Annotated in this window: 14 protein-coding genes and 2 tRNA genes; 4 read left to right on the forward strand and 12 right to left on the reverse strand. The window is 59.1% G+C overall.

Annotated elements, in window-relative coordinates:
- Positions 1–82 precede the first annotated feature (82 nt).
- The 8 genes from rho to GTA51_RS19300 all read right to left on the reverse strand — a co-directional run bounded on the left by rho (position 83) and on the right by GTA51_RS19300 (position 7,303).
- Positions 83–1,330 carry a transcription termination factor Rho gene (gene rho / locus GTA51_RS19265; RefSeq protein WP_160964025.1) on the reverse strand — a complete coding sequence of 416 codons (1,248 nt, stop codon included), beginning with the start codon at positions 1,328–1,330 and terminating at the stop codon, positions 83–85.
- A gap of 362 nt (positions 1,331–1,692) precedes the next feature.
- Positions 1,693–2,205, reverse strand: coding sequence for a CarD family transcriptional regulator (locus GTA51_RS19270; RefSeq protein ID WP_160964026.1), 513 nt, complete (start codon positions 2,203–2,205; stop codon positions 1,693–1,695).
- 167 nt (positions 2,206–2,372) lie between these two features.
- On the reverse strand, positions 2,373–2,996 hold the full coding sequence (gene pth, locus GTA51_RS19275) for an aminoacyl-tRNA hydrolase (RefSeq protein WP_160964027.1): 624 nt from the start codon (positions 2,994–2,996) through the stop codon (positions 2,373–2,375).
- A 95-nt stretch (positions 2,997–3,091) separates the two neighbouring features.
- The gene (locus tag GTA51_RS19280; protein WP_160964028.1) at positions 3,092–3,685 is read right to left on the reverse strand and encodes a 50S ribosomal protein L25/general stress protein Ctc; all 594 of its coding nucleotides are present in this window, start codon (positions 3,683–3,685) and stop codon (positions 3,092–3,094) included.
- Between the two features lie 68 nt (positions 3,686–3,753).
- Complete coding sequence (locus tag GTA51_RS19285) at positions 3,754–4,698, reverse strand: ribose-phosphate diphosphokinase (RefSeq protein ID WP_160964029.1); 945 nt, start codon at positions 4,696–4,698, stop codon at positions 3,754–3,756.
- Between the two features lie 58 nt (positions 4,699–4,756).
- Positions 4,757–4,832 (reverse strand) — tRNA-Gln (locus GTA51_RS19290).
- 60 nt (positions 4,833–4,892) lie between these two features.
- Complete coding sequence (gene ispE, locus GTA51_RS19295) at positions 4,893–5,783, reverse strand: 4-(cytidine 5'-diphospho)-2-C-methyl-D-erythritol kinase (RefSeq protein WP_160964031.1); 891 nt, start codon at positions 5,781–5,783, stop codon at positions 4,893–4,895.
- A 62-nt stretch (positions 5,784–5,845) separates the two neighbouring features.
- Positions 5,846–7,303, reverse strand: coding sequence for a DegQ family serine endoprotease (locus tag GTA51_RS19300; protein ID WP_160964033.1), 1,458 nt, complete (start codon positions 7,301–7,303; stop codon positions 5,846–5,848).
- Positions 7,304–7,705: 402 nt separating this feature from the next.
- Between GTA51_RS19300 and GTA51_RS19305 the strand changes: the two genes are divergently transcribed.
- Positions 7,706–7,782, forward strand: a tRNA-Arg gene (locus tag GTA51_RS19305).
- 302 nt (positions 7,783–8,084) lie between these two features.
- On the forward strand, positions 8,085–8,744 hold the full coding sequence (locus tag GTA51_RS19310; protein ID WP_160964035.1) for a hypothetical protein: 660 nt from the start codon (positions 8,085–8,087) through the stop codon (positions 8,742–8,744).
- Positions 8,745–8,817: 73 nt separating this feature from the next.
- Here the strand turns inward: GTA51_RS19310 and GTA51_RS19315 are convergent, their stop codons facing one another.
- Positions 8,818–9,525 carry a hypothetical protein gene (locus tag GTA51_RS19315; protein ID WP_160964037.1) on the reverse strand — a complete coding sequence of 236 codons (708 nt, stop codon included), beginning with the start codon at positions 9,523–9,525 and terminating at the stop codon, positions 8,818–8,820.
- Positions 9,522–9,794 (reverse strand): hypothetical protein, encoded by a 273-nt coding sequence (locus tag GTA51_RS19320; RefSeq protein WP_246198242.1) that lies wholly within the window; start codon positions 9,792–9,794, stop codon positions 9,522–9,524. Before GTA51_RS19320 ends, GTA51_RS19315 begins: the two co-directional genes overlap by 4 nt.
- Before the next feature lie 83 nt (positions 9,795–9,877).
- Here GTA51_RS19320 and GTA51_RS19325 point away from each other — a divergent pair, with 83 nt between their 5' ends.
- Entirely contained in the window at positions 9,878–10,075 is a 198-nt protein-coding gene (locus GTA51_RS19325; protein ID WP_160964039.1) for a helix-turn-helix domain-containing protein, read from the forward strand.
- Between the two features lie 239 nt (positions 10,076–10,314).
- On the opposite strand, the gene GTA51_RS19330 is transcribed toward GTA51_RS19325, so the two are convergent.
- Together GTA51_RS19330 and GTA51_RS19335 are read right to left on the reverse strand one after the other, a co-directional pair.
- Positions 10,315–10,521: a helix-turn-helix domain-containing protein gene (locus GTA51_RS19330; protein ID WP_160964041.1), complete on the reverse strand. Its 207-nt coding sequence runs from the start codon at positions 10,519–10,521 to the stop codon at positions 10,315–10,317.
- 16 nt (positions 10,522–10,537) lie between these two features.
- A complete protein-coding gene (locus GTA51_RS19335; RefSeq protein ID WP_160964043.1) occupies positions 10,538–10,957 on the reverse strand; it encodes a nucleoside 2-deoxyribosyltransferase in 420 nt (139 codons plus the stop codon).
- 166 nt (positions 10,958–11,123) lie between these two features.
- Between GTA51_RS19335 and GTA51_RS20760 the strand changes: the two genes are divergently transcribed.
- The gene (locus GTA51_RS20760) at positions 11,124–11,498 is read left to right on the forward strand and encodes a Fic family protein (protein WP_211922666.1); all 375 of its coding nucleotides are present in this window, start codon (positions 11,124–11,126) and stop codon (positions 11,496–11,498) included.
- Positions 11,499–11,599: the final 101 nt, after the last annotated feature.

Here is an 11,599-nt window from a genome sequence, read left to right on the forward strand (position 1 = left end):
TAACCATCCGGTCGCGCGCCGCCGCCGGGGCAGGAACCTGCCAGGGGTTCCCCTGGCGCGAAAGGCTGTGCCCTGTGACGGACTAGCGGTTCATCAGATCGAGGAATTCACGGTTGCTCTTGGTGCCGCGCATCTTGCCAAGGAGAAATTCCATGGAATCGATGGGGTTCATGGGGGCGAGCAGTTTGCGCAGAATCCAGACGCGGTTGAGCACGTCAGGATCGAGCAGCAGTTCTTCCTTGCGGGTGCCGGACCGGTTGATATCGATGGCCGGGAAGACGCGCTTTTCGGCCAGATGGCGGTCCAGGTAGATTTCCATGTTGCCGGTGCCCTTGAACTCTTCAAAAATGACTTCGTCCATGCGGGAGCCGGTGTCAATCAGTGCGGTGGAGATGATGGTGAGCGAGCCGCCGCCTTCGATGTTGCGGGCCGCGCCGAAAAAGCGCTTGGGCCGTTGCAGGGCGTTGGCGTCGAGACCACCGGAGAGCACGCGCCCGGAGGAGGGGGTGACGGCGTTGTAGGCGCGTCCGAGGCGGGTGATGCTGTCGAGCAAAATGACCACATCGATCTTGCGTTCGACCAGCCGCTTGGCCTTTTCGATGACCATTTCGGCCACCTGGACGTGGCGCTGGGGCGGCTCGTCAAAGGTCGACGAGACCACTTCGGCCTTGACCGTGCGCTCCATGTCCGTGACTTCCTCGGGGCGCTCATCGATTAAGAGCACGATGAGGAAGACGTCGGGGCGGTTGGCGCTGATGGAGTTGGCGATGGTCTGGAGCAGCATGGTCTTGCCGGTGCGGGGCGGGGCGACGATGATACCGCGCTGGCCGTGCCCGATGGGGGCAAGCAGATCGATGACCCGGGCAGAGAAGTTGTCGGCCCCGTTTTCGACCACGAAGCGCTTCTCGGGATACAGCGGCGTCAGGTTGTCAAAGAGCACCAGATTGCGCGAGGCTTCCGGCGGGGCAAACCCGATTTCACCGACCCGCAGCAGGGCGAAATAACGTTCCCCTTCCTTGGGCGGCCGGATCTGGCCGGAGATGACGTCGCCTTTGCGCAGGCCAAAGCGCCGGATCTGGGAGGGGGAGATGTAGATGTCGTCGGGGCCTGGCATGTAGCTGTACATGGGCGAGCGCAGGAAACCGAACCCGTCGGGCAGTATCTCCAGCACACCCTCGCCGAAGATGGCCCCGTTTTGGGAGGCGCAACTTTGCAGCAGGGCAAAGATGAGCTCCTGCTTGCGCATGCCGTTGGGGTTTTCGACGTTGTATTGGACGGCCAAATCCATGAGCTCCGGCATGCTTTTCAGCTTGAGCTCGGAGAGGTTCATGGAGTTCCCCTCCAGGAGGCTGGATTTGACGGTCGAAGGTTGAAGGATATCGTCGCTTTCGATGGGATCGGAAAGCACTGGGCCTTGAGGAGGCGAAGGAGTACGCCCACGGCGTTTAGGTGCGTTGCTCACAGGAATAGCCCGGCGCAGACGTGCGCATAGATTGATAGTGTGTGAAATCCCGATGCAACGTGAGTTCGTTATGGCCGCACTCGACAGGAGCGACAGCTAACTCGCTATTTTACGGGAACCAGGGGTAGTGGAGGAAAGACCGGCAACGATCTGAAACGATCCATATACTTTTTCCAGAGGCTGTCAAGGGCGCTTATGCGTCCGTTGCCGCATCGATCCGGTCGGCAGCGCTATTCTTCGGGTTTGGGTTGTAAAACGTCAGCAAAGATTTCGTTGATGATGTCTTTGACGTCCTGCTGCTCTTTGCCAAGGGCCAGGGCCAGCTCCAGAGTGAGCAGGCTGGTGGCTTGTTCGAGCAGCCGGCGTTCGCCGAAAGACAGTTCCTTGTTTTGGCCAATGAGCAGCAGCTCCTTGAGCACGTAGGCCACATCGGAGAGATCGCCGCTTTTGAGCTTTTCGGAATACTCCCGGTACCGCCGGTTCCAGTTCTGGCCGGTGTACCCGGTAAAATCGGAGCGGTCCTTGAGGGATTCGATGATGGCGGCACCCTCGTCGGCTGTGCACAGGGCGCGCAGTCCCACGTTGGCGGCGTTTTTCACCGGCACCATGAGCGTGACGTTGTTGCTTAAAATGCGCACGATAAAAAAAGCAGCCGAGGCCCCACCGATGACCTGGGTCTCGATGCGTTCGACCCTGCCCACGCCCTGAGCGGGATAAACGACTAGTTGATCCTCGGAAAACACCGGGCGACTCCTTGCGGGATAACGCGTACAGAAAACCAAATGCACGCCTGCCGTCTTGAAATGAAAATAACGTACTTGTCGGATTGTGTCCACGTATTCCGGCAACGGCCGGCAAGGTGGCGAGGCAGCGGCCCGGGAGGTCCCGAACCAAGGGGGCTTGCCGGTCGTTAGCCGGCAGCGGCGTCGAAACCGCCCACCGCACGCTGGGCCGCATCAAGCCCGTCTTCAAAAAAAGTCATGACACCTGCGACCGCTGCCGGCAAGACCCGGCGCACAAGCGGGGTCTCGTCGCGGCCAAAGGGTTCCAGGACAAAGCCGGCCACGTCGCGTCCGGGCTCGGGGCGGCCGATGCCCAGGCGCAGGCGCACGAAATCCGGGCTGCCCAGTTCCTGGGTCAGGGATTTGAGTCCGTTGTGCCCGGCGTTGCCGCCGCCGCGTTTGAGGCGCATGCGCCCAAGCGGCAGATCGAGTTCGTCGTGGACAACCAACACGTCTTCGGGGGCGAGTTTGTAGAAATCCAGGGCCGCGCGCACCGCCCGACCGCTTAAATTCATAAATGTCTGCGGTTTAACGCAAGTGAATTGGGCAAAGGCACCGCCGGGCAGCACGGGCAGCGACAGGGTGACGGCTTCCAGGTCCTTGCGGCCGGTAAGGGCGGCCTTGGGCGCGCCGCCGAGTTCCCGGGCGCGGTCATAGAGGGCATCCAGGGCCATGAAGCCGAAATTGTGCCGCGTGGCAGCGTAACGGGACCCGGGATTGCCCAGGCCGACGATGAGGGCGCAAACAGCCATAAGCAGGTGCGGCGGGAAGCGTTTGCGCGGAAAAGGGCGAGGCGCGCCGGAAACGCACCCCGCCCGCAACACGCGAAAACGGATCGGACCGTCGGCTAGGCGCCTGCGGCCGGGGCGTCTTCGGCGACCGTCGTGATGACGCCGAGCACGGCGAAGTTGTTTTCGTAGACGGCCTTGACGCCTTCGGGCAGGATCACGTCGGCGATCTGGATGGTCTCGTGGATTTCAAGATCGGTGATGTCGATGACGATCTTGTTGGGAATGGCCAGGGGCAGACAGATGATTTCGATGGTATCGCGGTAGATCTCCAGCGTGCCACCCTTGATCTGGCCCTTGGACTTGCCCACCACTTCCACCGGCACATGGACCTCGATTTCCTTGGTCAGGTCCACGCCGTAGAAATCGACGTGGGTGATGCGCGGCTTGGTCGGGTGGTGCACGACCTTCCACACCAGGGACGGCTTGGTCTCCTGGCCGGCGTCGGTGTCGATCAGCAGATCGAAAACATGGGCCGAAAGCGTCTTGGAGTAGAGCTTTTGCAGGGGCAGATGCTCCACCATGACCGGAATGTTGATGCCCTTGGCGTCGTAGTACACGCCGGGAACCAGATCCTCGGCGCGCAGTTTACGGCAGGCTCCTTTGCCGCGGCCCGCGCGGGTCTTGACGGCGAGGGAAAGGGTCTCTTTCATAGCAGGTATCTCCTTTGCGCCCTGAGGCGAAACATGTTTGAGCGAGAACGGGTCGTGCGTCGCCTGAATCAGGTAAACAGCACGCTCACCGACGATTCGGTGTGGATATTATGGATGGCCTTGGCCAGCAGTCCGGCAATGGACAGGACTTTGATCTTGGCGCAGGCTTTGGCTTTGTCGTTTAGGGGAATGGTGTTTGTGGTCACGATCTGGGTAAACGGCGAATTCTCCAGGCGCTCGATGGCCGGGCCGGACAGCACCGGGTGGGTGGCGGCCGCCATGACTTCGCGGGCACCGTTGTCCAGCAGCACCACCCCGGCCTGGCACATGGTGCCGGCGGTGTCCATCATGTCGTCGAGCACCACGCACAGCTTGCCCTTGACGTCGCCGATGACGTGCATGGCCTGGGCCTGGTTGGGGGCATCGCGGCGCTTGTCGATGATGGCGAGACTGGCTCCGAGGCGTTTGGCAAAGGCCCGGGCGCGTTCCACGCCGCCGGCGTCCGGGGAGACCACGCACAGGTCGGGTCCGGAGAAGTCCTTGAAATATTCGGCCATGATGGGCGCGGCGAACAGATTGTCCACGGGCAGGTTGAAAAAGCCCTGGATCTGGCCGGCGTGCAGATCAATGGTGAGCAGGCGGTTCATGCCGGCCACGGTGAGGAAATCGGCCACGAGCTTGGCGCTGATGGGAGCCCGGGGAGCCACCTTGCGGTCCTGGCGGGCGTAGCCGTAATAGGGCACCACCGCCGTGACGCGCCGGGCGCTGGCGCGTTTGAGCGCATCGAGCATCAGGCACAGTTCCATCAGATTGTAGTTGACCGGATAGGATGTGGACTGGACCACGAAGATATCCGAGCCGCGCACGTTGGCCCCGACTTCGATCCGGATTTCCCCGTCGCTAAACGTGCCGACCTTGGCGGGCAGCAGGGTGCAGCCCAGGTGGTCGCAAATAGCCTCGGTCAGTCCGGGATTGGAAGTGCCGGTCAGGATTTTGAGATCGCCTTGCGCCATGCCAATCCTCGGATATGGTGGTGGCCCGTCGTCGCTACGGGCCGTTTGTCTCGAAAAATGGCTGGGGCGGAAGGACTCGAACCCTCGAATGCGGGGACCAAAACCCCGTGCCTTACCAACTTGGCGACGCCCCAGTATGCCGGTCCGCCGAGGGCGGACACTCGTCAAAAAAAACAGGCGGTCTGTTTGCACCCTTACAGCGGCGCAAGATAGACGCGCGGGCCGCTTCCCGACAGGACCGCCAGGGCCAGACTGGCCGTCTGGCGCTGCCGAAAGAGTCCGAACACGGCCGAACCGGTACCCGAAAGAAGCGCGCCCGCTGCCCCAAGGGCCAGCAGACGCTCCTTGACCCGCCCCAGTTCGGGGTGGGCGGCGAAGACGACGGATTCAAAGTCGTTTCGCATGGGTGCACCGGTCACGCAAAACGCCCTTTTATTGGTGTCAAAAACACTTGTCAAGCGGGAATGTCCGGCTTTCTCCGGAAAAGCCCGGGCGGCGTCGAGTGCGGCGTAGGCCCAGGCCGTCTTGACGCGGGCTGTCGGGCACACCACCACGGCGCACCAGCCGGCCAATCCCGGGTCGGACGGGAGCAGGGTTTCGCCCACGCCCGTGGCCATGGCCGGACTGCCCAGCAGGAAAAACGGGATGTCCGCACCAAGGGTCAGGGCCAGGCTGGCCAAGTCGGACGCGGCCAAGGCGGCCGCACCGGCCCGGTCGTTGACATAGCGCAGCAAGGCCGCAGCATCCGAAGACCCGCCGCCAAGCCCGGCCCCGTGGGGGATGTGCTTGGTCAGGCAGACATCAAGGCGGGGGCTGTAGCCCGTGGCGGCGGCGTAGGCCCGGTAGGCCCGCACCACCAGATTGTCGTCGGTTTCCAGTTCCGGGTCGGAGCAGGTAAAATCAATATCCCCAGGTTCGTCGTAGCGCCGCAGGCGCATGGTGTCGGACGGTTCGGGCAGGGGCAGAAAAAAGGTGTCGATGTCGTGATAGCCGCCAGGGCGTCTGGCCCCCACGGCAAGGCGTAGATTGACCTTGCAGGGGATGGGGAGAACGGTTTCCTCGGCAGGAATCGGGGAAGGGGCCATGGTGTGCGCCTGTGCGTCGCCGGCCGGGCTGAGCCCGGTCGGCGACGCAGGTTGTCGGAACGTTACTTGGATTCCCCGATGGGCACGGTGCGAAAAACGGTCTGGCTCTGGCGCTTTATAAGCAGCATCACCACGCCTTTTTTCTTACCGTCTTCGGCAACGACCTTCTTGAAATCGTCAGGCGAGGACACCGGACGTTGGTTGACTTCCAGGATCACGTCGCCCGGGCGGACATCCGCCTGTTCGGCCTCGGAGCCGTCGCCCACTTCCGTTATCAGGACGCCTTGCACCTTGTCCATGCCCAAAGCCTTGGCTTCCTTGGCGGTCAAGCCGCGCACCGACAGGCCCAGGACAGAGGCGATCTGGTCGCCGTCGGCCTCGCCCTCGTCGTTCTGGTTGGGGCCATTTAGGGCCAGTTTTTTGGCGTCGCGCTCGCCCAGAGTGACACTAACCGTGACCGGGGAACCCTTGCGGGTGATGGACAGCTCGATGGATTCGCCGGGACGGATGGCGGCGACGCGGCGCAGCAGATCGTTGGAGTTGTCGATCTTCTGGTTGGCCACGGCGGTGATGACGTCGCCGGTCTTGATACCGGCCTTGGCGGCGGGCTGGCCGTCTATGACCGACGTAATGAGCGAACCCTTGGTATTTTCCAGGCCCAGAGCCTTGGCCGTGTTCTCATCGATGTCCTGGATGGTGACGCCAAGCCAGCCACGCTGGACTTTTTTACCGTCACGCAACTGGCCGATGACGTCCTTGGCCATATTGGAGGGGATGGCAAAACCGATGCCCTGGCCCGAAGCCACGATGGCGGTGTTAATACCCACGACCTTGCCGTCGAGGTCGATCAGCGGTCCGCCGGAGTTGCCCGGGTTGATGGAGGCGTCGGTCTGGATGAAGTTGTCAAAGGGACCGGCCCCGATGATGCGGCCCTTGGCGCTGACGATGCCCAGCGTCACGGTATTGTCCAGGCCAAAGGGGTTGCCGATGGCCAGCACCCATTCGCCGACCTTGATCTTGCCCGAGTCGCCGAATTCCAGATAGGGCAGATTGGACTTGCCTTCGATCTTGAGCAGCGCCAGATCGGTTTCGGGATCGCGGCCGATGATCTTGGCGGGCAGGCCCTTTTCGTTGTTTTTAAACTGCACCTTGATCTCATCGGCACCTTCGACCACATGGTTGTTGGTCACGATGTAGCCGTCGGCAGAGATGACGAAGCCCGAGCCCATGGAGCGTTGCTTCTGTCCTTTGCCGCCGCCGCGGCCCTGGGGTCCGAAGTGCTTTTCGAACTGGTCAAAAAAGTCGTCCATGGGGCCGCCGCGTTTGCGGAACTGTTCCATGAGGTCGCGTGCGCCTTCCTGGGCCTTGATGGTTTTGGTGGTGGAGATATTGACGACGGCGGGGCCGTCCTTGTCTACGAGTTCGGTGATGTCGGGCAAGGGGATTCGGGCCTGGGCCATGGTGGTCCAGGCCAGGAAGGCGAGTGCTGCGAAAAGGGGTGCGAGGATGCGTTTGGCCATGTAAAACTCCTGTTTTCGTGGGCCGTCTCCGCGTTTGGAGCGGTTGCGGACGGTTGTATGCGGTTGCGTCCAGTTTGCGGCGTTTGGTTGCATGAGCAAATCCAGTATACGCCGCTTTTCCCTGTTGTAAACCTGGGTCTGGGATACGCGCGCCTCCCCGGGAGAGGGCGTGTGGTCCGCAGCCATTGGTTTGGTCTTGTCTGTTTCTTGACAAGAAGCTGTCGGGGAAATAGTAAAGTTTGTTCGGCGCGCGTCAATCGCCTGTTTTCGTGGACAAAGCTTGGAAATCCGTTTTTTGTTATGCAAGAAAGGTCAGTGATATTGGTTGTTTGCAGCGCTTCCTGCAGCTTGAAACCGAAGCAATCTTGCGGCCTTATGAACATCGTTTCATGCGTTTGATGTGCTCCCGTAGCTCAGTCGGATAGAGCGATCGCCTCCTAAGCGATAGGCCGTGCGTTCGAATCGCGCCGGGAGCACCATAAAAATCAAAGGGTTAGGCCATGCGGGCTTAGCCCTTTTTACGTTGGAAAGTCATTTGGCCCCGCTCTGGCCCCGCTCTAAAAGTTTATGCACGGTGAAGCGGGGTGAAGATTGGCCCGCTCATGCCGCCCGTCCAACTGCGTTCCCTCCTGCCGTGCCCGTCCACCGGCCCGCCCTCTTGAGTAGCCCCACCCAACGATGGTACTCGCCCCCATGCTCAAGAATTTGAAACGGGAAAAGCCGTGGGCAGTCCTCAAACGGGCACGGTACAAGTAATGATACGTAATAAGGAACAGGTGTTATGAGATTTGACAAACGCCTTTCAAGGAGGAGATGTTTTGAACTATTTAAGTCACTCTCGAATAGTTTGTTTGAAGAGGTTGTAGCGAACGATCGAAAACACGAAGAGCGAAAAAAGATTTTTTCTTTTTATATCGTTCCAAACGGGAGGTGGGGCGGCCAGAATGAGCGTGTTGTTGATGTTTTTTATGGATCGAGACCATTTGAAAGTGTTGTTGAAAGACAAGACGACGAATCAGGCATGCCCCATTTCAGAAGGCGTTTACTTACGGAATCAGGGGGAATGATAACGTATAATATAGATAGTTATGGATTAGTTTTTTGCATTCTTTATCCAGCAAGGACAGAAGATATTACACCATGGGAAGATTTTATAATTTTAGAAAAGCACATTGATCCAATATTTCTAACTGGGACAGCTATATTAAAGAGGCATTGGAAGATTTTATCATCTTTTAGCGAAGTTAGGTGCATAGATGGAGATCCATCTATAGTTGATTTTGTGCGAGTCTACTGGGTGTTGTTTACTAAGAATGTTTGCATAGATGGGAAGCTCCAGGGCAGAAGGATTGTCAAGGCATCGCTTCAAGTCTTGTATATATCTTTAACCGTTGGATGTAGTGGTTTTCTATTGTATCTCATTCAACTTTTAATGAAGTAGAAGCGGCCCACCTCCACCCGGGAGTCAGGCCGCCCATAGTTCAGAATCCTGAAGATTGCGCCGAGGCCCGCGCCTACGCCTGCACCACCTCGCGCTCTGCCGGCACGATCCGCCCATTCTCTACCGTCCCCCATGGGCAAAGCGGGTCTGCCTCCACCTCAGGAGCCCAGGGAATGCCCTTCTCGTGGGCCAGCGGGACAAAGTCCCTTGGGTCCGTAGAAAGCGGCTCCACCGGCTTCTTGCGCTTCGCCTTGTCGAAAATCCCCTTGTACCTCCTGGCGGTCGCCTTGATCTCGGCCAAGTGTTCTTCGGCTCCCGGCAGCAGCGGCATTTCCTTGCCGGGGTAAAGCACGTCACAGGCATGGCGGTCGGCGCGGACCTCGGCCAGACGGTAGACCCGGCGCTTGATGTCCAGGGGCACGCCGTCCATGCTCATGTTGAAGTATAGAAGCTGGTCCAGGTGGATCACGTGGGCGATCTCATGCCACGCCAGGAACCGGAAGGCGTCCTCGGCCGGGATGGCGGCCCAATCCATCACGCCGGCCTTGTTCACGGCAAAGGCGTCCAGGTCAATTTTGTTGGTGATGGTGATGAGCACCATTTCCTTGCACTGACGTTCCCCCAGGCGGATGCGCACGCCGGCCGCCATGGGGTTCACATACCCGAAGTAGCCCTTCATTTCCTCGGCACGCTCCACGACAATGGGCTTGCCGGCGAAGGTCCGGGCCAGGGTGTCCAGTTCACGGAATAGCGCCGGGGTCAGACAGGCGAAGCGGCTCATAACGCCACCTCCGCACCCGTCAGAAACGGGCAGATTGGCGCGCATGGCTCCACGTGCAGCGATGCCGGGCCATCGCCAAAGAACGGGCGGGAATGGCCGCAGGCGGCTTTGAGGGCCACCCAGGCGCGGACGGCGGCGAGGTCGTGGGATTGGGATTGAATGCGGACGTGCGAAAAGGTAGGCTTGTCGGTAGCCATGCTCGAAACCTCCATTGTTTCGGGTTGGTCAGGCCCGGCCGGGTGTTCCACCACCTTGCCGGGCTGCTTCATTTCTGTTTCATGGTAACGCAGGACCACGAAATGGGTCAACGCCCATGTTACCCTGTTACTATAAGACCAAGGGAGGAAGAGTCATGTTCCAAAGCAAGCTCGCTGAGTTGATGGAGAAAAAAGGCGCGACCGTTCACGGATTGGCGGACTTGGCTGGCGTATCAAGCCGCACCATTATGCGAGCCCGTGGCGACCTGATAGGCCGCTGCACCCTAGATACCCTGGGCACCATCGCGGCGGCCCTTGGGGCCAGGACAAAGGACTTGTACAAGGAGGTGTAGGCTCCAGATAAATCACTACGCCACAACCTTTTGGGGGACGTAGCGCCTTGCCGGGGCGTCTCTGCTGAAAGTTTCGGGATAGGCCATGAAGGCATCTAGGACGGACTTCGCATAGCGGTTTCGTTTTGGGCCATGCTTGGGGACCACGTAGCCTCGAAGTAGCTCAGCGAAGTGTTCGGGGCTTTTATAACCGCAATATTCGGCCGCATTTGCAAGGGAGAAGAAGGGGCCTTGGATGGTCATATTATGCCGTGCTTTCTGGCAAGCATGAGCACTTTGAAATCTTCATCCATCAGGGCGTCTACATCCTCAGGGCGAATGCGGTAGTGCCCACCAGGAAGTTTTGAGGCGTTCAGTTTGCCGTCTTGAATGTAGCGGCGGACCGTACCCGCGCACACCCCCAACCGCTTTGCCGCCTCTCTCGTCCCTATCCGCTTCAGCGCCACGCCCGGCCCTCCTTAATCATCCAGCCAGAGCGGCCAGCAGTTCGTCAGCAGAACGCACGATCCGGGCGCAGGAGCATTCAATCATGGCGTTTGCTACCGAATGGGCGGTATCGCCAGCCTGCCGAAAGTCCGTGCGGAGGCCCCAGATTGGCAGGCCCCGGGCGTAGGCATAGCCGGTCTCCCAAGCTGTGCCGTCGTCCACCTGTGTGCCGTCCAGCAGGGCAACCACGTGCGTGGCCTCGTGGATGGCATCCCGGCAGCCCTCCATAATATACTGTTTGGCGGCAGGCCCGAGGCTGGCAAGGTGGGCGTCGTTGAAGAGGTCGCCCGGCCAAGTCACCGTGACTCCGGGAAGCTGGCGCAGACTGTCGCGGAGGGTGGCCAGATAGGCACGTTCAGCGTGCGTGAAGAGGGGGCCGGCGAGGTAAATGTGCATGGGCTAGCAAGTAAGCTGTCTCGATATAAAGTCCAAGCTTGAAATGACAAACGACGAGGAGAGAATTGACATTTTCCTGGACACTCTGATAGTCTTCAACGCGGACACTGCTTACGCATAATTCCACACAAAATCCTTAAATAAAACGATTTTTCGAGGTCATACCGTGGGCTATAAAGACAGTCATCCATGGATAAGCTTTTCGTTTCACATGGAAAGGGTCAATTACCTTACATGGATCGCACTGGGAGAAATCAAGTCTAAGTGCGAGCACCTTGCGGGGGTTCCTCTTAAGCCAGCCGTAGCAAAGGATTTTAGCAAAGTATACTTAGCCAAAGGAGCTTTGGCTACCACAGCAATCGAAGGGAATACCCTGTCTGAAGAAGATGTCCGCCTTCATCTAGAAGGAAAGTTGAAACTTCCACCTTCAAAAGAATACTTAAAGAAAGAGATAGATAACATTCTTGATGCGTTTAAGGTCGCAGACAAGCATGTTCTTTTAAATTCTAATTCAGACATCATTTCTGTCCGGCTAATTTAGAAGAGATAGCCTGCTAGAATTGTTTGGTTTTAAGCGTTGCCGTCGCGGGTCAATGAGGTCGAGAATTTCACATTGCTGAAACAGATTTCGTTGCACCAGCC

Origin of the sequence: Solidesulfovibrio aerotolerans (assembly GCF_009856865.1) — a bacterium.
GTDB lineage: Bacteria > Desulfobacterota > Desulfovibrionia > Desulfovibrionales > Desulfovibrionaceae > Solidesulfovibrio > Solidesulfovibrio aerotolerans.

Coding starts and splice junctions, on each gene's coding strand:
- rho (WP_160964025.1), bottom strand. CDS start 1,330: ATGAACCTCTCCGAGCTCAAGCTGAAAAGCATGCCGGAGCTCATGGAT.
- pth (WP_160964027.1), bottom strand. CDS start 2,996: ATGGCTGTTTGCGCCCTCATCGTCGGCCTGGGCAATCCCGGGTCCCGT.
- GTA51_RS19280 (WP_160964028.1), bottom strand. CDS start 3,685: ATGAAAGAGACCCTTTCCCTCGCCGTCAAGACCCGCGCGGGCCGCGGC.
- GTA51_RS19285 (WP_160964029.1), bottom strand. CDS start 4,698: ATGGCGCAAGGCGATCTCAAAATCCTGACCGGCACTTCCAATCCCGGA.
- ispE (WP_160964031.1), bottom strand. CDS start 5,783: ATGGCCCCTTCCCCGATTCCTGCCGAGGAAACCGTTCTCCCCATCCCC.
- GTA51_RS19300 (WP_160964033.1), bottom strand. CDS start 7,303: ATGGCCAAACGCATCCTCGCACCCCTTTTCGCAGCACTCGCCTTCCTG.
- GTA51_RS19310 (WP_160964035.1), top strand. CDS start 8,085: ATGAGATTTGACAAACGCCTTTCAAGGAGGAGATGTTTTGAACTATTT.
- GTA51_RS19315 (WP_160964037.1), bottom strand. CDS start 9,525: ATGAGCCGCTTCGCCTGTCTGACCCCGGCGCTATTCCGTGAACTGGAC.
- GTA51_RS19320 (WP_246198242.1), bottom strand. CDS start 9,794: ATGAAGCAGCCCGGCAAGGTGGTGGAACACCCGGCCGGGCCTGACCAA.
- GTA51_RS19325 (WP_160964039.1), top strand. CDS start 9,878: ATGTTCCAAAGCAAGCTCGCTGAGTTGATGGAGAAAAAAGGCGCGACC.
- GTA51_RS19335 (WP_160964043.1), bottom strand. CDS start 10,957: ATGCACATTTACCTCGCCGGCCCCCTCTTCACGCACGCTGAACGTGCC.